25 protein-coding genes and 1 tRNA gene are annotated in these 24,007 nt (G+C 61.4%); 12 read left to right on the top strand and 14 right to left on the bottom strand.

The window, feature by feature from the left end; all coding sequences use genetic code 11:
- Positions 1–201 precede the first annotated feature (201 nt).
- On the bottom strand, positions 202–891 hold the full coding sequence (locus tag WBF69_RS02775) for a c-type cytochrome (RefSeq protein ID WP_424260991.1): 690 nt from the start codon (positions 889–891) through the stop codon (positions 202–204).
- 230 nt (positions 892–1,121) lie between these two features.
- On the opposite strand from WBF69_RS02775, the gene yihA reads away from it, so the two are divergent.
- Entirely contained in the window at positions 1,122–1,745 is a 624-nt protein-coding gene (yihA, locus tag WBF69_RS02770; protein WP_424260989.1) for a ribosome biogenesis GTP-binding protein YihA/YsxC, read from the top strand.
- A 70-nt stretch (positions 1,746–1,815) separates the two neighbouring features.
- Positions 1,816–2,835 (top strand): porphobilinogen synthase, encoded by a 1,020-nt coding sequence (gene hemB, locus WBF69_RS02765; RefSeq protein WP_424260987.1) that lies wholly within the window; start codon positions 1,816–1,818, stop codon positions 2,833–2,835.
- A gap of 13 nt (positions 2,836–2,848) precedes the next feature.
- Here the strand turns inward: hemB and WBF69_RS02760 are convergent, their stop codons facing one another.
- Positions 2,849–3,982 (bottom strand): S1C family serine protease, encoded by a 1,134-nt coding sequence (locus tag WBF69_RS02760; RefSeq protein WP_424261240.1) that lies wholly within the window; start codon positions 3,980–3,982, stop codon positions 2,849–2,851.
- 37 nt (positions 3,983–4,019) lie between these two features.
- On the opposite strand from WBF69_RS02760, the gene WBF69_RS02755 reads away from it, so the two are divergent.
- Positions 4,020–4,799 carry a Nif3-like dinuclear metal center hexameric protein gene (locus tag WBF69_RS02755; protein WP_424260985.1) on the top strand — a complete coding sequence of 260 codons (780 nt, stop codon included), beginning with the start codon at positions 4,020–4,022 and terminating at the stop codon, positions 4,797–4,799.
- 213 nt (positions 4,800–5,012) lie between these two features.
- Here WBF69_RS02755 and mscL read toward each other — a convergent pair whose 3' ends face one another.
- Positions 5,013–5,462 carry a large conductance mechanosensitive channel protein MscL gene (gene mscL, locus WBF69_RS02750; protein ID WP_424260983.1) on the bottom strand — a complete coding sequence of 150 codons (450 nt, stop codon included), beginning with the start codon at positions 5,460–5,462 and terminating at the stop codon, positions 5,013–5,015.
- A gap of 163 nt (positions 5,463–5,625) precedes the next feature.
- Between mscL and petA the strand changes: the two genes are divergently transcribed.
- From petA to WBF69_RS02720, 6 genes are all read left to right on the top strand, one after another.
- Positions 5,626–6,273, top strand: coding sequence for a ubiquinol-cytochrome c reductase iron-sulfur subunit (gene petA, locus WBF69_RS02745; protein WP_424260981.1), 648 nt, complete (start codon positions 5,626–5,628; stop codon positions 6,271–6,273).
- Between the two features lie 44 nt (positions 6,274–6,317).
- Positions 6,318–7,703 (top strand): cytochrome b, encoded by a 1,386-nt coding sequence (locus WBF69_RS02740; protein ID WP_424260979.1) that lies wholly within the window; start codon positions 6,318–6,320, stop codon positions 7,701–7,703.
- A gap of 30 nt (positions 7,704–7,733) precedes the next feature.
- Positions 7,734–8,582 (top strand): cytochrome c1, encoded by an 849-nt coding sequence (locus tag WBF69_RS02735; protein WP_424260977.1) that lies wholly within the window; start codon positions 7,734–7,736, stop codon positions 8,580–8,582.
- A gap of 53 nt (positions 8,583–8,635) precedes the next feature.
- Positions 8,636–9,244, top strand: a complete 609-nt coding sequence (locus tag WBF69_RS02730; protein WP_424260975.1) for a glutathione S-transferase N-terminal domain-containing protein — start codon at positions 8,636–8,638, stop codon at positions 9,242–9,244.
- 2 nt (positions 9,245–9,246) lie between these two features.
- Complete coding sequence (locus WBF69_RS02725; RefSeq protein ID WP_424260973.1) at positions 9,247–9,681, top strand: ClpXP protease specificity-enhancing factor; 435 nt, start codon at positions 9,247–9,249, stop codon at positions 9,679–9,681.
- Positions 9,682–9,712: 31 nt separating this feature from the next.
- Positions 9,713–9,788, top strand: a tRNA-Thr gene (locus WBF69_RS02720).
- Between the two features lie 94 nt (positions 9,789–9,882).
- Here the strand turns inward: WBF69_RS02720 and WBF69_RS02715 are convergent.
- Positions 9,883–11,940: a PhoX family protein gene (locus WBF69_RS02715; RefSeq protein ID WP_424260971.1), complete on the bottom strand. Its 2,058-nt coding sequence runs from the start codon at positions 11,938–11,940 to the stop codon at positions 9,883–9,885.
- Positions 11,941–12,164: 224 nt separating this feature from the next.
- On the opposite strand from WBF69_RS02715, the gene WBF69_RS02710 reads away from it, so the two are divergent.
- The gene (locus WBF69_RS02710) at positions 12,165–12,407 is read left to right on the top strand and encodes a hypothetical protein (RefSeq protein WP_424260969.1); all 243 of its coding nucleotides are present in this window, start codon (positions 12,165–12,167) and stop codon (positions 12,405–12,407) included.
- Positions 12,408–12,448: 41 nt separating this feature from the next.
- Here the strand turns inward: WBF69_RS02710 and WBF69_RS02705 are convergent, their stop codons facing one another.
- From WBF69_RS02705 to WBF69_RS02670, 8 genes are all read right to left on the bottom strand, one after another.
- Positions 12,449–13,468 carry a 2Fe-2S iron-sulfur cluster-binding protein gene (locus tag WBF69_RS02705; RefSeq protein WP_424260967.1) on the bottom strand — a complete coding sequence of 340 codons (1,020 nt, stop codon included), beginning with the start codon at positions 13,466–13,468 and terminating at the stop codon, positions 12,449–12,451.
- A gap of 36 nt (positions 13,469–13,504) precedes the next feature.
- Positions 13,505–13,984 (bottom strand): GlcG/HbpS family heme-binding protein, encoded by a 480-nt coding sequence (locus WBF69_RS02700; protein ID WP_424260965.1) that lies wholly within the window; start codon positions 13,982–13,984, stop codon positions 13,505–13,507.
- A gap of 64 nt (positions 13,985–14,048) precedes the next feature.
- Positions 14,049–15,509, bottom strand: coding sequence for an aldehyde dehydrogenase family protein (locus WBF69_RS02695; protein ID WP_424260963.1), 1,461 nt, complete (start codon positions 15,507–15,509; stop codon positions 14,049–14,051).
- 128 nt (positions 15,510–15,637) lie between these two features.
- Positions 15,638–16,369, bottom strand: coding sequence for a TenA family transcriptional regulator (locus tag WBF69_RS02690; protein WP_424261238.1), 732 nt, complete (start codon positions 16,367–16,369; stop codon positions 15,638–15,640).
- Between the two features lie 163 nt (positions 16,370–16,532).
- Positions 16,533–17,999, bottom strand: coding sequence for a gamma-glutamyltransferase family protein (locus WBF69_RS02685; protein WP_424260961.1), 1,467 nt, complete (start codon positions 17,997–17,999; stop codon positions 16,533–16,535).
- Positions 18,000–18,046: 47 nt separating this feature from the next.
- Positions 18,047–19,252: a porin gene (locus WBF69_RS02680; RefSeq protein WP_424260959.1), complete on the bottom strand. Its 1,206-nt coding sequence runs from the start codon at positions 19,250–19,252 to the stop codon at positions 18,047–18,049.
- 170 nt (positions 19,253–19,422) lie between these two features.
- Positions 19,423–19,848, bottom strand: coding sequence for a RidA family protein (locus WBF69_RS02675; protein ID WP_424260957.1), 426 nt, complete (start codon positions 19,846–19,848; stop codon positions 19,423–19,425).
- Between the two features lie 79 nt (positions 19,849–19,927).
- Positions 19,928–21,451 (bottom strand): hypothetical protein, encoded by a 1,524-nt coding sequence (locus WBF69_RS02670; protein WP_424260955.1) that lies wholly within the window; start codon positions 21,449–21,451, stop codon positions 19,928–19,930.
- A 346-nt stretch (positions 21,452–21,797) separates the two neighbouring features.
- Here WBF69_RS02670 and WBF69_RS02665 point away from each other — a divergent pair, with 346 nt between their 5' ends.
- Positions 21,798–22,544 (top strand): TSUP family transporter, encoded by a 747-nt coding sequence (locus WBF69_RS02665; protein WP_424260953.1) that lies wholly within the window; start codon positions 21,798–21,800, stop codon positions 22,542–22,544.
- A 111-nt stretch (positions 22,545–22,655) separates the two neighbouring features.
- On the top strand, positions 22,656–23,372 hold the full coding sequence (locus WBF69_RS02660) for a GntR family transcriptional regulator (RefSeq protein WP_424261236.1): 717 nt from the start codon (positions 22,656–22,658) through the stop codon (positions 23,370–23,372).
- Between the two features lie 18 nt (positions 23,373–23,390).
- On the opposite strand, the gene WBF69_RS02655 is transcribed toward WBF69_RS02660, so the two are convergent.
- Both WBF69_RS02655 and WBF69_RS02650 read right to left on the bottom strand, forming a co-directional pair.
- On the bottom strand, positions 23,391–23,669 hold the full coding sequence (locus WBF69_RS02655) for a 2Fe-2S iron-sulfur cluster-binding protein (RefSeq protein WP_424261234.1): 279 nt from the start codon (positions 23,667–23,669) through the stop codon (positions 23,391–23,393).
- Positions 23,670–23,679: 10 nt separating this feature from the next.
- The gene (locus tag WBF69_RS02650) at positions 23,680–23,997 is read right to left on the bottom strand and encodes a ferredoxin (protein WP_424260951.1); all 318 of its coding nucleotides are present in this window, start codon (positions 23,995–23,997) and stop codon (positions 23,680–23,682) included.
- Positions 23,998–24,007: the final 10 nt, after the last annotated feature.

The raw sequence follows: 24,007 nt of genomic DNA, 5'->3' as shown, positions 1-24,007 counted from the left end.
GAAGAAGAAGTCACGGCAGCCCGACTCAAGAAAAAGGGGAGGCGCGCCAGCGCGTCCCCCCTTTTATATATTTTTTAAAGTTCAACCTTACACCGGCTGAGCCGGGGATCCCTCCCAAGACCCCAGAAACAACCGGGACATACGCTTTCCGGCTGTGGGTTGCGTGGCCATTCGTGCGGCCCCGCCTACCCGCCAGACCGATCAGCGCAAGCCGGCGGCGAAATCCGCCACGGCTGCCAGGTCGGGATCGGTCATCCGGCTGGTGATGTCATACATGATGCTGTTGGCCCGATCACCCGAACGGAACAGCTTCATCTGTTCCAGGATGTATTCCGGATGCTGACCCGCCAGGCGGGGAAATTCGCCGGGCAGCCCCGCGCCATTGGCCGAGTGGCAAGCCGCACAGGCCGGCACCTGGCGATCGGCGATGCCGGCGCGCCAGATGTGCTGACCGCGTTCCATGCTGGATTCGTTGGTGGCAGTGCCGGCATGTTCCCAGTCTAGCTTTTGCTGCGACAGATAGAGCGAGACGTTCTGGATGTCCTGGGCGGTCAGCGACGGCGCGATGGCGGCCATGATGGACGGCGCCCCATCCGCCCCGGTGCGCACGGGGGGTTTGTCGCCCTGGGGCGCGAAATCGCGCAATTGTTTCGCGAGATATTCATGCGGCATGGCGGCCAGATTGGGGTTGGCCGGGATGGTGCTGTTGCCACCCTCGCCGTGACACGTCATACAGGCCAACACACCGCGCGACATATCGCCATTGACATACAGTTGTTCGCCGGCCTTGGCGTCAGGTTTGGCGACGTCCTGAGCGTGAGCCAAACCAGGCAGAGCGCCGGCAAACATCAGACTGCTGGCCATGAACATACTGGAAAGCGCACGCTTCATGAGATCCTCGGATTTTTTGTACGGGCGCCGCAAGACGCCATCAGGTCATGAGGCCGGGACGTCCTTCGGCATAGCGCGGAAGACGACCGGCGTAACAAACACAAGCGAAGATTATACAATAGGCATCAGGCGACATCCGCATCAGGCGGTCATGGTCGCCATCGTCGCAGGCCGGCGCTCATGCGCCTGCTCCTTGTCATCCGCGCCCACCAGGCTTTCACCGATCCGCCGTGTCCCTTCTTCATCGCGCCCGCTTCACGATATCCGCCGCCCGGCTGGACCAGCTGCCCGCCCCCACGACGGCCGAGGTCTGCTTCGTGGGCAGGTCCAATTCCGGCAAGTCGTCCGCCATCAACGTGCTGACCAATCAGCGCCGCCTGGCTTTTTCCAGCAAGACGCCGGGGCGCACGCGCCTGATCAATCTGTTCGGTATCCCCGATCCGATCACGGATGACGCCTGGCTGGGCTTCCTGGTCGATCTGCCCGGCTACGGCTACGCGGCCGTCGACCGCGCGTCCCGGGACGAATGGGCGGAAGTCCTGGGCGGTTACCTGCACGAGCGCAGCAGTCTGGCCGGCGTCGTCCTATTGATCGACATCCGCCGCGGCGTCACGGATCTCGATCGCCGCCTGGCGCACTGGATCGGCCTGCGCGGCCTGCCCACGCTGGCCTTGCTGACCAAAGCCGACAAGCTGCCCTACGGGCAACGGATACGCGCCGTCGCGCAAGTGCGCAAAGACCTGGCCGAGATCGGCACGCTGACCGCCCTGCCTTTTTCCGCCACCCACCGCATTGGCCTGGAAGACGCCGCCGTCCATATCGAAAACTGGATTTCGCCCCAGTTCGTCCCCTGAGCGGCACCCAGACGCACGCCTGGATCCATCCGGCCCATTCCCGCATCGCGCAGGTTTTCAGGAGCTTTGAATGACTGCTTTTCTGCCCCCCGTCGATTTCCCCACCGCTCGCCTGCGCCGCAACCGGCGCGACGATTTTTCACGCCGCCTGGTGCGCGAAAACCGTCTGTCCGCCGATGACCTGATCTACCCGGTCTTTGTCCAAGAAGGCAGCCAGGTCCGCGAGCCGATCGCCTCCATGCCGGACGTCGTGCGCCATTCGCCTGACACGCTGCTGCAGACCGCCGAAGACTGTCTGCGCCTGGGTATCCCAGTGCTGGCCCTGTTTCCGCACATCGACCCCGCGCTGAAGACCCCGGACGGCATCGAAGCGGCCAATCCCGACGGCCTGATCCCGCGTACGGTGGCGCTGCTCAAACAGCGCTTTCCCGAACTGGGCATCTTGACCGACGTGGCGCTGGACCCCTACACCAGCCATGGCCAGGACGGCCTGATCGATGGCGACGGCCAACTGTTGAACGAGGCCACGGTCGCCATGCTGGTGCGCCAGGCCTTGGCTCATGCCGACGCGGGCGTAGACATCGTAGCGCCCAGCGACATGATGGACGGGCGCATCGGCGCCGTGCGCCAGGCGCTGGACGGGCGCGGACGCATCCACACCCGCATCATGGCGTATTCCGCCAAATACGCCAGCGCCTTCTACGGCCCCTTCCGCGATGCCGTGGGATCCGCCGCCAACCTGGGCGCTTCCAATAAAGCCACCTATCAGATGGACCCCGCCAACCGCCTGGAAGCCCTGCGCGAAGTCGCCGCCGATATCCGCGAAGGCGCGGACATGGTCATGGTCAAGCCTGGCCTGCCCTACCTGGACGTGCTGCGCGAAGTCAAAGACGCCTTCGGCATGCCCACCTACGCCTATCAGGTCAGTGGTGAATACGCCATGATCAAGGCTGCCGCCGCCAATGGCTGGCTGGATCACGACAAGGTGATGATGGAATCGCTGCTGGCCTTCAAGCGCGCCGGCGGCGACGGTGTCCTGACGTATTTCGCCATCGCCGCCGCCAAGCTGCTGCGCGAACAGGGCTGCTAAAGCCCGCGCCGCATCAATTGTCCGGCCTGCGCGCCACGGGGCGCAGGCCCACGGTGATTTCCAGCTTCAGCGTCCGGCCATTGCGCCAGACCTCCAGCCGCACCTTGCTGCCGGCCTTCATGGGCGCAAGACGATTCAGCAGGTCGAAGGAATCGCGCACCGCCTGCCCATTCAGGGACAGCAGGATGTCGCCGACCTGGATACCCGCCTGAGCAGCCGGCCCGCGCTTCAGCACTCTGGCCACCACAGCGCCTCGGGTCGACTGCAAATGAAAGGCCCGGGCCAGATCCGGCGTGATGTCCTGGGGTTCCAGGCCCAGCCAGCCGCGCTGCGCCCGCCCATGCTCGATGATCTGATCCAGGATGTGATGCGCCGGCCCCGCAGGAATGGCAAACCCGATGCCCAGGGACCCGCCGGTCTCCGAATAGATGGCCGTATTGATGCCTACCAGGCGCCCTTGCGTATCGATCAGCGCACCGCCGGAATTGCCCGGATTGATGGCGGCATCGGTCTGGATGAAATCCTCGTAGGTGTTGATGCCCAGGCGGTTGCGCCCCAACGCGGAGACGATGCCCTGGGTCGTGGTCTGCCCCACGCCGAAGGGGTTGCCGATGGCCAGCACCACGTCGCCCACCCGCAGGGATTGCTCGGCATCGAAATCGATGGCCGGCAGTTTGTCCAGGTCGATCTTCAGCACGGCCAGATCGCTTTCGGGGTCCGCACCCACCAATCTGGCCGTCGCCTGCCGACCGTCGCGCAAAGAGACTTCGATCACGTCGGCGGATTCAATCACGTGGTTGTTGGTCAGTACATAACCATCCTGACGCACGATCACGCCCGAACCCAGACTGGTGGAATCCCGCCGCTGCGTGAATCCGGGCAGGCCGCGCAAAAACTGCTGCAGCTGCGGATCCGGCGGCAGGGGCACCAGGGGCACATCGACATGTTTGCGTGTGTACACGTTCACCACGGAAGGGGCCGCCTTGGCCACCGCCGGCGCATAGCTGGCGATCGTCTGCCCCGCCGCCTCTACCGCCGGCGGGCGATCGCGCCCAGGCAGCCATTGCGGTCGCAGCGTGGATACCAGAAACAGGACGGCCAGACACACGGTCACGGTCTGGGCGAAAATCAGCCACAATCGTCGCATCAACATGAATTCCCGATCAGCAAAGGATTTGTCTCTCATGAAACCACAGATTTCCCGCCATGAACTGGAAAACTGGCTGAACAGCACGCTGCAGCCTCATCGCTTCAAAGATTACTGCCCCAACGGGCTGCAGGTCGAAGGTCGTGGCGCCATCCGCCACATCGTCACTGGCGTGACGGCGTCCCAGGCCCTGATCGATGCTGCGATTGCGCAAGACGCCGACGCGATCCTGGTGCACCACGGCTGGTTCTGGAAAAACGAAAATCCCTGCATTCGCGGCCCCAAGCACCGACGCCTGACGTCCTTGCTGTCCCATGAGATCAATCTGTTCGCCTACCATCTGCCGCTGGACGCGCACCCGGAATGGGGCAACAACGCTCAGCTGGCCCGGGTGATGGACTGGACGCCGGACATTCAGGCCGACGGGACTCCGCACCGCTGCGGCCCGGACGATCTGATCTGGCTGGGCGCGCCCGCCTGGGACTGCACGGTCGGCGAGCTGGCGACCGATATTGCGCAGCGGCTGGGGCGCAAGCCGACGGTGATCGGCGAGCTGGACCAGCCGGTCCGCCGGCTGGCCTGGTGTACGGGGGCGGCGCAGAGCATGATGGACGCGGCGTTGGCGGCAGGGGCGGATTGCTATGTCAGCGGGGAGATTTCGGAACCCACGGTGCATCTGGCGCGGGAAACAGGCAGCGCGTATATCAGTGCGGGGCATCATGCGACGGAACGGTATGGGGTGCAGGCGCTGGGGGCGGCGATCGAGGCGCAGTTCGGGGTGTCTTGCACGTTTGTGGATATTGATAACCCGGTTTGACTTGGCGAAACGTTTGGTTTCTAGGTTGGTGGTGTGTTTAAAACCGTTCTTTTGTGGAACCTCATCGTCGTGCTCAGGGGCCGGGTGAGGCCGGTCGCATTCTGGCGGCTTCGCCGGGCGTGGACGGGGTGGGCTCCAACAGCCTCCCCCGGCCCCTGAGCACGACGATTGACGCAAAGAGCGGCGGGGTTGGGGCTACCCCTTGCGATAGGCTTATTTTTTCAGGGCGTCGCGGATTTCGCGTAGCAGGACGATGTCTTCGGGGGTGACGGGGTCTGCGGCAGCCGGCGGGGCCTCGAAGCGGCGGCGGGCGTTGTTCATCATTTTGACCATGATGAAGACGACCAGGGCCAGCAGGATGAAATTGACGAAGATGGTCAGGAAGTGCCCCCAGGCGAACACCACGGCGCCGGCCTTGGTGAGCGCGTCGGTCGTCATGGCCCCCGCATAGCCTTCGGGCAGGCGCAGCACCCAGAACAGGTTGTCGAAATTCACCTGGCCGCCCAGGATGAAGTTGATGATCGGCATGACCAAATCAGCGACGATGGAGTCGATGATTTTGCCGAAGGCGCCACCGATGATGACACCGATGGCGAGATCCATCATGTTGCCCTTGACGGCAAATTCCTGGAATTCTTTGATGAAACCACGTGCTCCGGCCATATTGTGTTCCTCCTAGCATTTACCCCACTGGTCGTAACGCTATAATACGCGGTTGAAGAACCTCGTGGGATGCGCCGCAGTCGTATTTTGGCCCCTGCATCCCATGCGTACGAAGATTATTGTCAAACCGCTCCGCCCGCAGGGCGGCTACCAGGGATAACAAATGAGTCAGAATCCGACACAGTCCGATGAGCAGGGCGCAGTCGACCCGAACCTGCCCCCCGATCCTTCGCGACGCTTCTGGGTGGCTTCGGCCTGTACCCTCGGCGGGGTAGCCGGCGTCGCCACGGCGGTGCCGCTTGTCGGATCATTTGCCCCTTCCGAAAAAGCCAAGGCCGCCGGCGCGCCGGTCGAAGCCGACATCTCCGGCCTGCCGGCCGGGCAGATGATGGTCGTCGAGTGGCGCGGCAAGCCGATCTGGATCATGCATCGCACCAAGGCCGAACTCGACGGCCTGTCCAAACTCACCAGCGAGCTGGCCGACCCCGACTCCCAGCGCCCTGGCTATACGCCGCCGTTCGCCGAAAACGAATGGCGTTCGCGCAAGCCCGAATACTTCATCTGCATCGGCATCTGCACGCACCTGGGCTGCTCCCCCACCTCCCATTTCCAGCCGGGCGCCCAACCGGGTCTGCCCAATGACTGGCCGGGCGGCTGGCTGTGCCCCTGCCACGGCTCCACCTTCGACCTGGCTGGCCGCGTGTTCAAAAACAAGCCCGCGCCCGACAACCTCGAAGTCCCGCCCTATGCGTTTTCTCCCGACGGGTCACACGTCATGATCGGGGTGGACGAATACCCCAACAAGGCCTGATGAACGCGCTGTTCATCTTTTCGTGATACTGATAGGAGCCGTTCATGGCCGAAAATAATGTCGAGACGACCGGGTTGCTGGGCTGGGTAGACCGCCGCTTCCCGCTGACGAAAATGTTCAAAGAGCATATGTCCGAATACTATGCTCCGAAGAACTTCAATTTCTGGTATTTCTTCGGATCGCTGGCGCTGCTGGTGCTGGTGATCCAGGTGGTCACCGGAATTTTCCTGGTGATGAACTACAAACCCGACGCGCGCTTCGCCTTCGAGTCCGTCGAATACATCATGCGCGAAGTCCCCGGCGGCTGGTTCATCCGCTACATGCACTCCACCGGCGCGTCGATGTTCTTCGTCGTGGTCTACCTGCACATGCTGCGCGGTCTGTTCTACGGTTCCTACCGCAAGCCGCGCGAACTGGTCTGGATCTTCGGCGTCGCGATCTTCCTGTGCCTGATGGGCGAAGCCTTCTTCGGCTACCTGCTGCCCTGGGGCCAGATGTCCTACTGGGGCGCTCAGGTGATCGTGAACCTGTTCTCGGCCATCCCCTTCATCGGTCCTGACCTGTCCCTGTGGATTCGCGGCGACTACGTCGTGTCCGACGCCACGCTGAACCGTTTCTTCGCCTTCCACGTGATCGCGATCCCGCTGGTGCTGATCGGCCTGGTCGTGGCGCACATCCTGGCGCTGCACGAAGTGGGTTCCAACAACCCCGACGGCGTCGAAATCAAACAAGGCCCGAAAGACAAATATGGCCGTCCGGTCGACGGGATCCCCTTCCACCCCTTCTATTCGGTGCACGACATCGTGGGCGTGGCGGGCTTTCTGATCGTCTTTGCCGCCATCATTTTCTTCGGCCCCGAAATGGGCGGCTACTTCCTGGAATACAACAACTTCCTGCCGGCCGACCCGCTGAAGACCCCGCCGCACATCGCGCCGGTCTGGTATTTCACGCCGTTCTACACCATGCTGCGGGCCACCACCAGTGATTTCACCTGGGTCCTGTCGGCTGCCGCCGTGATCGCCGCTCTGGCGCTGTTCGCCAAGGGCAAGCTCTCGGGCATCTGGCGCCTGGCCGTGCCGGCGATCCTGATCGTCGTGGCCATCCTGATGAAAGTCCTGGACGCCAAGTTCTGGGGCGTGGTGTCCATGGGCGGCGCCGTGGTGATCCTGTTCTTCCTGCCGTGGCTGGATCATTCCCCGGTGAAGTCGATCCGCTACCGTCCGTCGTGGCACAAAGTGCTCTATGCTATTTTTATCGTGAACTTCCTGATCCTGGGCTGGCTGGGTACGCAGCCCGTGACGCCGACCTTCACCCTCATGGGCCAGATCACCACGGTTATTTACCTGGCGTTCTTCCTGTTGATGCCCGTCTGGAGCCGCCTTGGCACGTTCAAGCCGGTGCCCGACCGCGTCACGTTTCGCGCTCACTAATGGCCCATCACTGACTGCTACGGAAAGATCATGATCAAAAAACTGCTCGGTGCATTGGCCCTTTCCCTGGTCTGCACACTGACCTTCGCCGCTGAAGGCGGTGTGCGCCTGGATCGCGCCCCCGACCGCATCACCGACCTGGCTGCCCTGCAAAACGGCGCCAAGCTGTTCGTCAACTACTGCCTGAATTGCCACAGCGCCAATTCCATGCGCTACAACAAGCTCATGGATCTGGGGCTGACGGAAACCGAAATCAAGAAAAACCTGCTGTTCTCCCGTGACAAGATCGGCGATCTGATGACGGTCTCCATGACTCCCGAAGACGGCAAGAAATGGTTTGGCGCCGCGCCCCCGGACCTGTCCGTGATCGCTCGCGCCAAGAGCACCAACTTCGGTCCGTCGGGCGTGGATTACATCTACACCTATCTGCGCAGCTTCTACCGCGACACCACCAAGAAGATCGGTTGGGACAACACGGTCTTCCCCAGCGTCGCCATGCCCAACGTCCTCTGGGAACTGGAAGGCCCGCGCACCTACACCAGCATCCAGGTTCACGAAGTCGCTGACGACTCGGGCGCTACCCACTGGACACGCACCACCACCGTCTATGACGAGGCCGGCTTCCCGACCGTCAAGAACGAAAAGCTGGACGGCTACAAGGGCGAATCCAGCCAGACGGGGCGTTTCGACTCGGCTGACGCCAAAACCTTCAGCCAGTTCGAACACAACGTCGCCGACCTCAGCAACTTCCTGGGCTGGATGGCTGAACCCGTTCAGCTGGAACGCAAACAGATCGGCGTCTGGGTGATGCTGTTCCTGTTCCTGTTCCTGTTCGTGGCCATCCGCATGAACCACGCCTACTGGAAGCACGTCCGGTAGTCCGCGCGCCCTTCGGGGCGCATCCCTGCTTTTTCTGTATTGGAATCCTCAATATGATGGTGCTTTATTCCGGAACGACCTGCCCTTTTTCGCAACGCTGCCGCTTTGTGTTGTTCGAAAAAGGCATGGACTTCGAAATCCGCGATATCGATCTGTACAACAAGCCGGAAGACATCGCGGTCATGAACCCCTACGGCCAAGTGCCGATCCTGGTTGAACGCGATCTGATTCTGTACGAATCGAACATCATCAACGAGTACATTGACGAGCGCTTCCCGCATCCTCAACTGATGCCGGCGGACCCCATCATGCGCGCTCGCACGCGTCTGTTCCTGTACAACTTCGAAAAAGAACTGTTCGTGCACGTGTCCACGCTGGAAAACCGCAGCATCACGGACGAAAAAGTCCGCGATACCGCCCGTGCCAACATTCGCGATCGGCTGGCGCAGCTGGCGCCGCTGCTGGTGAAAAACAAGTTCATGCTGGGCGACGATTTTTCCATGCTGGACGTGGCGGTAGCCCCCCTGCTGTGGCGCCTGGCGCACTACGGCATCGAACTGCCGAAAAGCGCCGCACCGATCCAGAAATACGCCGAACGCCTGTTTTCCCGTCCCGCCTACATCGAGGCCCTGACCCCGTCCGAAAAGGTCATGCGCCGCTGATCATGCAGGAAACGTCGACCAAACCGTACCTGATCCGCGCACTGCATGAATGGTGCACAGACAACGGCTATACGCCCTATCTGGTGGTCACGGTGGACGCCAATACCGTGGTTCCCCCTGCCCATGTGCACGACGGCCAGATCACGCTGAACATCAGTCATCTGGCCACCAATCGCCTGACGCTGGGCAACGAATACATCGAATTCGAATCGCGGTTCAATGGCGCAGTCGAACACCTGTTCGTCCCGGTCGCCGCCGTGTCCGCCGTCTATGCCCGGGAAACCGGCGCCGGCATGGGCTTCGAGGTCGTGGCGTCACAACCCTACCCTGGTGGCGACGATGCCGCGACCGACGCGGCACCGGCGGCATCGGCCCCGACGCCAGACGACACGCCCCCCGCCAGCGCCAAGCCATCCCACCTGAAAATCGTCAAATAAGACCGCCATTCCTGTAGAATGGCGGTCTTTCGCCGGCTTAGCTCAGTTGGTAGAGCAGCTCACTTGTAATGAGAAGGTCGAGGGTTCGATTCCTTTAGCCGGCACCAGTTTTTGGACGCATTGCCCGAGAACGCCTGACAGGCCTGCGGTCGGCTGGCCGATGCGCCACCCGAGCGGCACGTCTGCCAGCCGGCGCCCCCATCAACTGCCGACGATGCCGCCGTCCTGTTTCCAGATCACGACCGTGGCGGGACGCGGGCGCGTAGCCTGGGCGCCATCCGGCCAATTCGACGCGGACAAAGGCTTGGTCTGAGCGTCGTCCAGATCCGGTCCTTCGCCTGGATGCTGGATATTGATGAAGACGAAACGCTGATCGGGCGTCCAGGTGATGCCGGTGACCTCGCAGCCCTTGGGGCCGGTCAGGAAGCGGCGCAGTTCGCCCGATACGGGATCGGCTACCAACATCTGGTTATTGCCCTGGCCGGCGTAGTCCCCGCTATTGCTGTATTTGCCATCCGTCTGGATCCACAAGCGGCCCTGCGGATCAAAGCCCAGGCCATCCGGGCTGTTGAACATATTGTCCGGCGTCACGTTGCGCGAGCCGCGGCGGGAATCGTCCTGACCATACAGGCCCGGATTGCCCGCCAGCAGGAAGATGTCCCAGGTGAATGCCTGATTGGTGGCGGCATCGCCCGTCTCGCGCCAGCGCACGATCTGGCCGTAGATGTTCTTGTCGCGCGGGTTGGCGGCATCCGCTTCGGGGTGCGCCGGGCCGCCCGGCCAGCGGGGCTTGCCGCTGCCGCGCGCGCTGTTGTTGGTCAGCGTGACGTAGGCTTCGCGCCGGTCCGGGTGCACGGCCACCCATTCCGGGCGATCCATCGGCGTGGCGCCCACGGCGTCCGCTGCTTGACGGGTCTTGATCAGCAATTCACCCATATCCTCGTTGAACAAGGCGCCCAAGCGCCGGCCATCGATGGCCTTGGACTCCAGAGTCAGCGGTATCCAGCGACCCGTGCCCTGTCCGTCGGCGCCGGCGCCAAAACGCGCGACGTACAGCGTGCCCTGCTCCAGCAATTGACGGTTATGGGCGGGGTCGCTCTCGCGGAAAACCTCGTCAGAGACGAATTTATAGAGATACTCGCTCTGCTGGTCATCCCCCATATAGACCACCACGTGTCCGTCGGGCGCAATCATCAGGGCGGCGTTTTCGTGTTTGAAGCGACCCAGCGCCGTCAGTTTGCGCGGCGCGGCCTTGGGGTCGAAGGGATCAATCTCGACGATCCAGCCGTGGCGGTTGTATTCATTGGGTTCCTGCGTCCAGTCGAAACGCGCATCGTGCAGGTCCCAGGCATATTCGGGATCGGCTGCTTTGCCGGCGCCCTTGTAACGCTGCATGTGTTCGCGATAGGCCGCATCCGGGTAATCGACCGCCTTCGCATCCTGCTTGCCGACGCCAAAATAGTCGGTGAAATTTTCTTCGCAGGTCAGATAGGTGTTCCAAGGCGTCCAGCCGTTGCCGCAATTGCCGAAAGTACCGCGCGCCTGCCGCCCGCTGGGGTCGGCCTGCGTCTGCATCAAGGCATGCCCGGCTGAAGGCCCGACCAGATCGATGGCAGTGTTGGCATGAATGCTGCGGTTGTAGGGCGAATCGGCGACCAATTGCCACTGCCCCTGTGCATCCAGGCGGATGTGGGTGACGGATACCCCTTGCGCATGCTGCGCCTTGCGGATCCAGTCCAGCGACCAGCCCTGCCCGCCGGGCTGTACGCCGACCGGAAAGAAATAATGCGGTGTGACGTATTCGTGGTTGGTGACCAGCAGACCTTCCGTGCTGCTGCCTGGGTTTGCGTTCTTGCCGTCGATGGGGAAGAAATGCATACCGTCGTGGTTGTAGCCGACCTGCTGCTCCTGGGCGGCGCTGTCGTCGCTGGCATCGCCCTTGAATGCGGGCGCACTCGCATGCAGGGGGTCGCCCCAGCGTTTGATCACGGCGTGGGCGTATCCTTTGGGGACGACAACCGAGTCACTCGTGCTCATGGGCACAGGCTCAAAGCCCAGCGCCTGGGCGGCAGGCGCCACGCCGGTGGCGGCCAGGGCTTGCGCCAGCGGCAGCATGCCGCCCAGAAAACCCACGGCTCCAACGCCTAGCCCGCCGGCCATGAAACGCCGACGGCTCAGGCGCGCCCGCAGATTCGCCAGCGACTCCTGACAGGAAGGGTTGGCGGAGATATCGTCCAGATCATAAGAAGGAAACTGCATCGGCTCGTCCTTGACGTGACAGGGATAGAAGCCTGCAGTCTAGTGAGCCTATATGTCGGGCATATGACAAGCGGATCGGGGTTGATCAGCCGACCAGCCGCCCGACCCGACGAGTCACACGAGTAAATGACCTATCGATATTAGGGTTAATACTAGTAAATTCGGTCAATAAACGGTATACTAAATACAAGTCAATCAAGACGAACTCATACAGGAGAACCATCATGGCATCCCCTAATCGCTACCCCTCCACACCGCTGGGTGAATCACTCGGTCGTTTTTACAAGCATCGTTCGGTTCTGCGGCGCACCATCCCGCTGATCACCATCACCGCGAAAGATCTGGCAAAGGCCCTGAAGGGTGAAATGGCCGAATCCGGCGAACTCTCGGCCACTGGGTCCAGCAACACGCCGCACCAGCGGACCGCTGTGCATCATCGTCATCGCCACGCGCATGCATCCTCATGATCACCGTGGGTGCCGGCCAGCGCTTAGTCCGGTGAAAGCCATCAGGCTTCCACCGGATGCTCACGGTGATGGAAGGTGAAGCTGTCCGAATAGATGTAGTCCAACTCGGCCCCCAGCCCCAGCAACAACCGCTTGGTATCCGTCACCATACCCGGCGATCCACACAGGTAGAAGGAAAATTCGGATACCTCGTCGAAATCCTGAGCGATGGCTTGCTGCACATGGCCGCGCCTGCCTCGCCAGACATCCGATGCCTGCGACAGGACCGGCACGAAATTGAATTCATACAGTCTGTCGGCCCACGATTCCAGTTCCTCGCGAGCATACAGATCGGCTTCGGTGCGCATGCCCCAATACAGGGATACCGGCGGACAGTCCTCGTCATCCAGCAGGGATTCCAGGATGGCACGGATCGGCGCCAGACCGGTGCCGGTCGCCACAAACATCATGGGCCGGTAATCGTCAGGGTGGTAGCAGAACGTCCCACGCGGGATCTCGACGTCCAGCAGGCTGCCCGTCGCCAGCGATCCCGATAGATCCTGGGTGAAATACCCGCCCGGCACTCGCCGGATGTGAAATTCGACCTCGTTGCCAAAGGGATAGGCGCTCGCCATCGAGAAGCTACGCTCACCTACGCCCTTGAGCAGAATGTTCATGTGCTGGCCGGGCCGATACTCGCAATCCAGGTCTTCCGGCAGTTGCAACACCAGGCGCGAAATATCGGCGGTCAGCGGTTCCACCGCCCGAACTTCGGCATGCGTCCGGACGGGATCCGGCAGTTCCAGCCCTTTGCTGGCCGGCGTGATCACCATGTCGCCATCAGGACGTGCCTGACAGGCCAGGGCATAACCCTGGGCCGCCTCTTCCTCGGTCAGCGCCATAGGGAATTCGTCGTAGTGGGCGGATCCTTCTTGCACTTTGATCCTGCACGTGCCGCAGCCTCCGAAGGTGCACTCGTGCGGAAGCTTGATGCCGGCCCTCAAGGCGGCATCCAGAATCGTTTCGTGACTCGACACGTCGAAAGCTTCGTTGGTATCCGATACTACGATTCGATGACTCATGGCGACTCTCCTGATTTTTCTCGCCGACTGCTGCGCTTACTTCTTGATATCGGCTTCTACCAGCACGGTCATGCCCTTGGCCTTCAGCGCCTGGGCCAACGCCCGCAGACCGGCAAGACCCGCCTCGGTATCCTGCTTGCCATTACCACCGCTCAAGCCGATGCCGCCGATGACCTCGTCATCGACCACGATGGGGAAACCACCCACGAATGCGGCGAAGCGCCCTTCAAAGCTGAGCTGAATGCCAAAGGCTTCGTTGCCCGGCAGCGCCGGCCCGTTGGGCGGCGTGGTAAACAGGTGCGTGGAACGCTTGTGACCCGCAGCGGTGAAAGCCTTGTTCATGGCAATCTGCGGTCCGGTGATCCGGGCGCCGTTCATACGCTCCAGAACAATCGGAAAGCCGCCCGCGTCCACCACGCACACGGTCTCCAAAACCCCGATCTCCTTGGATCGCGCAATGGCGGCATCCACCATCAGACGGGCTTCTTCCTGTTCCAGTTGCAGGGTCTTTTTCATATCTGTTCTCCAGTTCCTGAGTGCTGCGATGGTCCCAGTCCTGGGCCATCATCGAAATCCATCGTCAAACGCCGCGATAGACTGTCTTAATCTGTGTGAAGAATTCCAGGCCGGCGCGCCCGGACTCTCTGAATGTCGCCGTACTGGAACGCTTGATGCCGCCAAACGGCGCATTCGTCAGGTTCCCGGTCGTCGTGCGATTGATCTTGACGGTGCCGGTCTGGATCTCGTTTGCAAATCGGTGGGCAAGCCGCGCATCCCGTGTCACGATGCTCGCCGACAAGCCATATTCCGTGTCGTTGGCGATGCGGATCGCCTCTTCGTACCCATCCACCGACAGGATCGCAATGACGGGCCCGAAGATCTCTTCGCGTGCGATCTTCATATCGGGCTTCACGTCGGTGAATATGGCCGGCGTCACGAAGTAGCCCCGGTCATAGCCCTCTCCGCTCAGTCGATCCCCTCCCACCAGGTGAGTGGCTTCGGCCTTGCCGATCGCGACGTATTCCAGCACCGTCTTCATCTGGTTCTCGGTCGCCAAAGGCCCCAGGTCATTGCCAGCCTGCATCCCGGCCCCGATCTTCAGCCGTGCGACCTGCTGCAGCAGCTTATCGGTGTACGGCTGCAAGACCGATCGATCCACCAACACCCGGCTGGTGCCGGTGCAGGCTTGCCCGGTCAGCGACAAGCCGCCTTTGATAGTCAGATCGACGGCCAGGTCAATATCGGCGTCCGCCATCACGATCAGCGGGTTCTTGCCCCCTAACTCCATTTGCAGACGCGTCGTCATCGAGGCGCCGCGATGAATAGCCTCGCCGGCCTGCGTCGACCCGGTAAACGTCACGGCTCGGACCTCAGGCGACTGCGTCAACACATCGCCGACCCGGGAAGCCCGGCCCGTCACGAAATTCAGGACACCTGCCGGGATACCGGCATCGACCAGGGCCTCGGCCAGGCGATAGCCCGACAGTGGTGCATCCGTCGATGGCTTGAAGACCACGGTGTTCCCCGTGATCAGCGCGGGCGCGATCTTGCGGGACGGGATGGAGATCGGGAAATTCCAGGGCGAAATAACGGTGACGACGCCCAACGGTTCGCGCTGGGTGTAGACCACCATGTCAGGGTCGTCCTGAGGAAAGGTTTCACCGGAATAGGTCTGACCCTCGATCGCATAGAACTGCAAGGTGCCGGCGGACCTTAGCACTTCGGCCTTGGCCTGCGACAGTTGCTTGCCTTCTTCTCGAGTGAGCTCTTCGGCGATCTGATCCGCCCTGTCGCGCAGCAGTTCGGCGGCGCGCATCAGGATGGCTGCCCGCTTGGAAATCGGCGTGGCGAACCAGGCCGGAAACGCAGCATGAGCCGCCTCGATTGCAGCCCGGGCATCCTGTTTGTCTGAATCCTGAAAGTGTCCGACGATATCCGATGTGTCGGCTGGATTGGGATTGGGGTAGGTGTCGCCCGAAGCCGCATCCTGCCATGTCCCACCGACGTGATTCTTGAAGACCTGCGTATTGATATTACCCACAGCCAATCATCCTGTTGCCCGGATTGCGCAAGGCCCTGGGGCGCCACGCCATCCGGATCGATTCCATGAAGAAAGAACTCGCCGGCTGCGCGCGGGCAGGCCGACTGCCGCCCGTGCGCCCGGCCTGTTTATGCCGCCATTTCCAGTTCTTCGAGGGAGATCTCGTCTTTCACGTAATCGTTGTACAGAGCGGTGGTGTACAGATACCGCATCTTCGCGCCGATCTCGCAGATGTGCAGGCATTTCTGCTGCAGTTCCACCGTGTTGGCGTGCTCCAGAACGATCTGATAGCCACGTTCGCCGTGGATTTCATCCGAGACGATGTGCAGGTCGAAGAATTCGGCTTCTTCGTCGGTAAAACCGTATTGCTCCTTCAGAATCGGCGACTGTTTGCGATAGATCGACGGCACCTGCGATTCCAGGCCCACGACCAGGCCAGCCACCGCGACGATGGGGTCTTCCCGCATCGCCACGCAATAACACCAGGACTGCAGCGCACGCGTGGTCGGCGACATGTTGTCCGGATCTTCCACGCGCTCGCGCGTCGTGCCGCAAGCTTCGGCGAACCGGATCAGCAGATCAGTGTGGCGATCACCGCCGATTTCCTCTTCATACATATTGGCCAGGAGGAAGTCCTTGGCGTCGGTGAAGTTGTCGGGCATGCGTGCGTAGACGTAGGCCAGGTAGTCCGCAAACGGACCGACATAGTGATAGTGGTTCTCAGCCCATCGCGCCATATGGGCCCGGCTCAGTTTTCCGGTCGCCCAAGCCACGCTGAAGGGAGCCTTATTCGCGCTATTGCCCTTAATCGCCAATTCCAGGGCAGTGCGGAATTCATCTTGGTTCATCAATGTAGCCATTTCCATTCCCGTATCAAAACACAACATAAAAGTAGGTGGTCGCAAGACCTTGCCCAGGAAAATCCGCATGTGGTGTGGATCGATTGAGCAGCATGTATAGACTATTGTATACCGTATACTGTTGCGGAAAATAAGGGTTATCCCGCGAATTTCGAATCCTGGATTATTGAAGCTTAAAGGCCTCTAACCACTGACCGTCCTTCCTCGGATCTGCAGCCCCCTGCAGCTCGCCGGTCTGCGAGCGAAAAATAGCGTGCGCACCCCCGAAATCGCTGCGGCCTGCCAGCTCGCCGGCAGCTGCATGAGGCTCTTCGTAGCCCGATGCCCGCAACACCTGGGCAATGCTGTCGGGAAAGCCCTTCTCGATCGCCAGGGTATCGCCCGCCTCCAGACGCCAGCGCGGAGCATCCAGCGCTTTCTGGATATCCCAGCCCCACGCCAGGACCCGCGTCAGGATCTGGATCTGCCCCTGGGGTTGCATCAGGCCGCCGACGACCCCCATGCCCAGCAAAAATTCGCCGTCCCGTGTCGTCAGCCCTGGGACCACCGTATGGTAAGGGCGCTTACCCGGCCCCGGCCCATTGATATGGCCAGGTTCGGAAAAGCCGAATCCCCGATTCTGCATGCAGAACCCGCCATCGGCCACGGCAATGCCGGAACCAAAGCGCTTGAAGACGCTGGACATGAGCGTGATCGCCAGGCCCGCGGCATCCACCACGACGGTACAGACCGTGTTGCCGGCTGGGTCCGCGACTGTCCGCTTGGCCTTGTCCATCGCCGCCGCCGTCGCTCGGACCATCTGCACCCAGGTATCGGGATCGTCCGGGGCGCCGCCCCGATTCTGAATGGCCGCCAGCGCATCCAGAATCGCAATGCCATGCGTGTTGGGGAGACACTCGTGGATCCGCGCCCCATAGAAATCCAGGGACAAGGGGGTCACGAAATCACCGGTATGCCGTCGGAAATCCTCGGGCGCCAGCACGCCCCCCATCCGCTGGACGGACAGCGCCGCAGCCTGGGCCAGCGGCCCCTGATAGAAATAGTCGGGACCATCCACAGCGATGCATGCCAGGGCGTCGGCCAGTTCGGGATTCTGGAACTGCTCCCCCGACGCGGGCGGGCGCCCCGCACGGAACAGTCGGGCGCACACGGGATCTTGGTGCAGGACGAAGTCGAAAATCGCCCATTCATGCGCCGCCACGCTGGCCACGGAAAACCCGGCGCGCGCATGGTGAATGGCGGTGTCAAACAGACGCCGCCATTCCAAACGGCCGAAACGCTGATGCAGGTCCCACCAGCCCATCACCGCTCCTGGCGTGGTCACCGACAGGGGGTGACGTTCGGGAATCCGGGCGCCTGGCAGCGCCTGCACCATCGCAGCATCCAGAGCAAGGGGCGCGCGTCCGGTCCCGTTATAGCTGAGCACAGGCTGCCCGGCCTGATGAATCATCGCCAGCAGATCGCCACCGATGCTCGTCGCCATCGGTTCGACGACCCCCATGACCGCATCGGCCGCAATCGCGGCATCCACGGCAGAACCGCCGGCTTCCAGGATTTCCCTGGCAGCTTGCGCCGCCAGGGGGTTGCCGGTGGACACCATGGCGCCCGACCTGCCTTGATTTCCGCTCATCACTTCACTCCCGTGTCGGGCAGGCGACTGACACGCCTGCCCGGTCTTCAGAAACTATGATTCAGGCCCACACCCGCCTCGGTCGCCTTCAGTCCATCGATGTAGGCGATGTTCTTGCCGTATGAACCATAGATGTACACACTGGTGCGCTTCGACAGGGGATACACATACCGCGTGCTGTATATGTTCTGATCACCCGCGTAATCGCCGAGCTTGTCCGCATCATCCAGGTTGGACGATGTGCGTGCCCAGGCGAATCCCGCCGTCCCGCCCCCGACCGGTACAGACAGGCCGACGTAATAGTTGCTGGCTTTGAAGTCATGGGACATCAGGAATTCGTCATAGTCCGTGATCGCCGACCCCGCCTTCGCGAATATCTGGGCGAACAGCGCGTTATCCCCGAAAGCCCCTACGCCATTGATCTTCCCATACCGATCCTGCCCATACCCCAGGGCCAGCTTCGCCAGGCCGAAATCATACGACCCCACCAGCGCCCAGCTGGTCGCTGCATGCTCCGATTTGCCTGAACCGGCGCGATCATAGGTCGCCACGGCATGGAGTTCCTGATCGGTGTATTGCACACCCAGGGACAGATAGCTGTCGCGATCCCGGTTGTTGACATCAGGATCCTGATTATTCCTGACGATGGCGCCATTGGCCGCATAACCGACACCCGCCTGGAACCCGGAAAAATTGGGTGTCATATACCTGAACATATTGTCCACGCGCACAGAAGCCGCGCCGAATGTTTTATCGATATCCCCCATCGACGAGGTACTGTTAATGCTGAAGAACGGGTCGGCCAGGTTGTATTGGCGGCCCATGCTGAAGGTTCCCCAGAAGTCGCTGGAGAGGCCGACGTTGGACTCTCGGTGAAACATCCGCGGAGTCACCGTGGTGCCATCGCTGGGGTTGATGCCGGATTCCAGCACGAAGATGGCGCGCAGGCCATCCCCCAGGTCTTCGACTCCCTGGAAGCCGAAGCGGCTGCCGGACAGATAGCTGTCGTGCATGCCAGAGGCCGTGGTTGAATAATCAATGCCTGATTTGTTGATTTTTCTCTGGCTGTAGCCATAACCGGTGTCGACGACGCCATACAAGGTCACCGACGTTTCCGCCTGAGCAACGCCGATTGTCGCGAAACTGCCGATCAGCGACAGAATAAGAGCTTCCCTCTTCATAATATTTCGAGTCTCCATCTTATTGATAGGTTGCCGTTCACCCGATTCACGTGAACCGATGCGCCAGCCCAACCCTGAATGACATGCAGCTCAGCTGCACTCCTTTACTCCAGCATGGGTCTGAGATCACCTCCTTTGGCTTTCGATTGAAAAACCTTCCCCACGGCGCAGGCGAAGCACTGCGCGCAAGAGAACGATGACGGGAGAATCTGCGAAGAATGACGGGGATCAGGTGCCCGACATTACGGGTCCCGAACCGAAACCACCAGAGAGATTTCGACCGGAGCGCCACCCGGTAAAGAGTGCACACCCACGGCGCTCCTGCAACCAATGCCGGCATCGCCCAGCACGGAGAACAGCTTGTCGGATGCGAAATCGGCGATTTTGGAGTGCGCCTCGTACCCATCTTCGGCGGCGACGTACACCACCATATTGAGGACCCGGGCAATCCTTTCCCCGTCGCGCAACTGGCTGGACGCCGCCCGCAAGGCATTGCCCACCGCCAGCTCGACGGGCTCCCGATATGCTTCGATCGACCGCTGCGCCGAAACCCTGCCGCGCATGGTCAGCACCCCGTTGTTTCGCGGTGTCATGCCGGCGGTAAAGATGGTTTCTCCGGTTCTGGAGGCGATGCTGTAATGACCCTGGGACAGCGGCAAGGAAGACATGTTTTATCCTGAAGACGTCATGGACGAACACGCCGCCGAGGGAAAGGGCATCACACGGCCCCTCCCCGGCGACCGGTTGCTAGACCATCCAGATGGCAGCGTAGATGGTCGACACCGCAAGGGCGATCAATACCGGCAAGGTCAGCATCCGGACCAGATCCAGCACCGACACGCGAGCAAAACCCGCCACCGCAATCAGCGACGACCAGGCGATCAGGGTGCCGCCGCCTGTCCAGATGGCTCCCATCTGACCAATGGCGGCCAAGGTTGCCGGGTCCATCCCGATCACCGGGCCGATGGCGCCAGCCAACGAACCCGTCAGCGGCAATCCCGAGAATCCCGAACCGTCGATGCCCGTCACCATCCCGACGATGAGTTCGCCAAAGGCCATCATGAAGGGATTGCTGGGAATGTAGTGCTGCCCTGCAGCGATCAGTTCGAAGAGCAGACTGGGGGCCTTGTCGCCGGCAATGCCCAGGATCTGCGCGGTGGCCTCGCTGGTGCCGAGAAAGAAGAAGCCCGCAATCGGCAACACCGAACCCATGGCTTTGAAGGCGAACACAAACCCGTCCGTCATGTAGTCCGGACAAAGATCCAGCATTCTGCGGGGACCTACGAACATCAGACAGGCCAGCATCATCAGCACGAAGCCGACGCCGCCCACCAGCCCGGCAGCGTCTCCGCCCCGCAAAACGGGCAGCGATGGGTAAACGGTGGGCAGCACCAGCACCAGAATGACGCCCAGGAACGCCAGCGGCGTGACTACCGCGAAGGTCCGGGCGCATTTGGCCAGATGCGCCCGCGCACGCGAGGCGGCCGGCACATCTTCGTCCGGGGCTTCGGCGCTCTGGGCCAATTCCGCCTTGTCGAAGGTCCCCGAGCGCTCTACTTGGCCGAGACCGCCATCGCTTGCCCGGGACTGCCATTCATCCAGCAATGCCGGGTCGGGCTTGCGAACGCTTTTGCGTGTGAACACGTAGGCCAGCACCAGCGCCACCACCCCGGTGATCAGGGACAGCACCAAGGCCTTATCGGCCACGGCTTGCGCACTGACCGCCGCCCCTGCCGCCTTGGCGCTGATGCCCGGCGCCACGCCAATGATGTAGTCGGAAGACAGCGCCATGCCCTGGCCCGAGATCGCAATCACCATGGCGCCCGTCAGAGGAGGCAGGCCAGCCGCGATTGCCGCCGGCAGCAGAACCGCCGACACCAGGGGAACGGCAGGGGTCGGCCAGAAAAACAGAGAAAACAGATACGTCACCACGGCGATGACGATGTAGGAGGACAACCCGCCCCGCATGATTTTCTGGAACGGTCGGACCATCAGTTCATCGGCGCCGGTCGCCTTCAAGGCGCTGAGCAGCGCCGTCATGAAGGTGATGACCAGAAAAATATTGAACAGTTCGCGCGCTGCCACGAAGCTGGCCGAGAAAATACCGATGAATCCATTGACAGGATTGCCCATCAATGAGGTGACAACGAGAAACGTGCCGATCACCGCTGGCACGACCACATTGGCACGAAAGATCATCGTGACGATGATGACTACCACACTGGCCAGATACAGCCAATGCGATAGGTTGAGTGTGACTTCTGAACCCATGAGCCTCCCCTTGTAGGCGAATCCTGGAATTGAATTTCGAGGATGGTAATTGCAGAGATGGACAATCTGATAGCGGAGATCAGGGTACGAATAGAGATACCTCGCATCCTGTATACTTTATATTATATTCTTGAAGCTTAATGTTTATACGAGGGGTTTCCCGTAGTCCTTCAAGCATGAAGCATATTCCGCCAAATTACCCTATATAAATCAAGGGATGGCTGGAAATTACGCACGGCGCTGGCGACCATGCATCCATTTGATTCAAGCGTTCTCATCGACGCAAGATCCGCAAATCGTATACAAAATCCATTAAGATAGGATCTCTCTTTCCGTCGGAAGCACCATGACATCTCTTGATCTCCTGCCGTTCACCGACCCATGGATCTACGCGTTGATGGCGGTCTTGATCGTCGGATCAGCCTTTCTGCAGGGCATCGGGGGGGTCGGGTTCACCATGTTTGCCGCCCCGATCGCCCTGATCGTCAGCCCCGACCTGGTCCCCGGCCCCTTGCTCACCCTGGGCGGCATGGCGACATTGCTGACCGCCTTGCGGGAACGACGGCACATCGCCTGGCGGCCGGCATCCTTCGCGCTGGCGGGCCGGGTCGTCGGCGCGCTCATCGCCGTCTTCGCACTGAGCCAGCTAGCGCCACAAGCCATGGCCCTGGTATTTGCCGGTCTCATCCTGATGGCCGTCATCCTGAGCGCTTCGGGCCTGAAACTCAAGGTGTCCGCATCCAATGCCAGCATCGCCGGCCTGATCTCAGGCGTCATGGGTACGCTGACCTCTGTGGGTTCCCCCCCCCTGGCGATCATCATGCAGCACAGCGCGCCACAGACCATTCGCGCCACCATCGGCGCCATTCTGGCGTGCGGCGCCACGGCATCGCTCGTCGCACTCGCCATCGCGGGGCACTACGGGCTGCGCGACATTCTGCTGAGCGCCAGCCTGATTCCGTTCCTGCTCTTTGGCTTCCGGCTGTCCAACAAAGCACGCTACTCCGTCAGCGGGCCCGCGCTACGCTACGGCCTGTTGACGTTCTGCGCGCTCAGCGCGCTGGGCCTGATCACCAAGACACTCTGGTATTAATGGCAAACCCCGATCACAACCCCTTTCATCTTCCTCTGATCGCCTATCCGGGACTTGTATACTAAGAAATTGTTCAAGAAGGCCAAGAGCCGGACCATGGGCACGACCACAATGAGACTCAACAGCTACGCGCATGGCAACACCCGGGGGGGTGACGACCTGAAGATCGGCGAGCAGTATTCCCCTCTTTTCGCAGTCATCCGCGACAAACTGCGCGATCGGATACTGCAAGGCGAATTCAGGCCTGGCGCACGCTTGGTCGAAAGCCGTCTGTCCGACGAGATGGCCGTGTCCAGAATCCCCATCCGCGAGGCCCTGAGAGCGCTCGCCGCCGAAGGCCTGGTCACGATCGAACCTCGCCGGGGGGCTTCCGTCGCCGTCCTGTCAGACGAACTGGCCTACAACATGGTGGAAGTCCGCGCAGCGCTGGAAGGCCTGAACGCCCGCCTGGCCGCGGAACGCCGCGATGACGACGCCATCGCGGAACTTCAGATCATCCTGGAAGAAGGGATGCAAGCAGCCGAGCGCGAGGACACAGACGCCTGCCGCCACCTGAACCGGATCTTCCACGAAACACTGGCCACCGTGACGGGAAATCCGGTGCTGATGGACCTGATGAATTCACTGCGGGACCGGACCGCGCTGGTATTCGCCCCCAGCAATATGCGCCGCGTCAAAGAGAACTGGGCGGACCACGCGCAGATCCTGCGGGCCGTCATTGCCGGCAACGTCGAACTCGCCGGCCTGCTGGCTACCCAGCACGTCCACAATGCGGCACGCGCTTACGTGGAAGAACGCGGGGGCGTGCCGCCGCAATGGGCGCGTTGACGGCCCTGGGCGACGACATTACCAAGACACCTTGATGTCGCCCGTCACGAACGTCTGGCACGCCATCCGGTAACCCGCCTCGAAGTCCTCCGGCTTCAGATGCCGCCGCTCTTTGGGCTTGATCTGATCGGTATTGTCCTGCCCTTCTTCGATCAGGCATTTGCAGGTGCCGCACAGGCCGCCGCCGCATTTGAATGGAATCCCGCCCTTTTCACGGATCGAGACCCGCAGCAGATTACTGTTGTCCGGCGCCTGCACCGATTTGGCACTTCCATTCAGAAACGTAATCGTCACCATCACAACCTCCTCATCCAACAGCGACATCAGAGGTCTGGCAGCGCTGCAAAACCGCATCCAAGCTGCCGAAACGAACCAGATGATTCAATTCCGCGCGAGCCTGATCCAAGGTGTCGAAATGATCCAGAAATTTGGTCGACACAATATTGCGAGTGTGCGGCGGCTCGTCTTCGACGATGCACACCTTTGCTTCCGCGTCCAGGCGCGCAAGCTGGAACACCGCCTTGCAACGGCCATAAAACAGATACTGATAGGACTCCACTATCGCGTCTGCCACATCCAGGGTCGAGGTAAACAAGCCGGGCTTGCTGGTCACAATGACATACATGAGCGCTCTC

Origin of the sequence: Castellaniella sp. (assembly GCF_049673105.1) — a bacterium.
Classification (GTDB): Bacteria; Pseudomonadota; Gammaproteobacteria; order Burkholderiales; family Burkholderiaceae_B; genus Castellaniella.
Note: the sequence above shows the minus strand (reverse complement) of the source record. Positions and strands in the feature narration are given on the sequence as shown.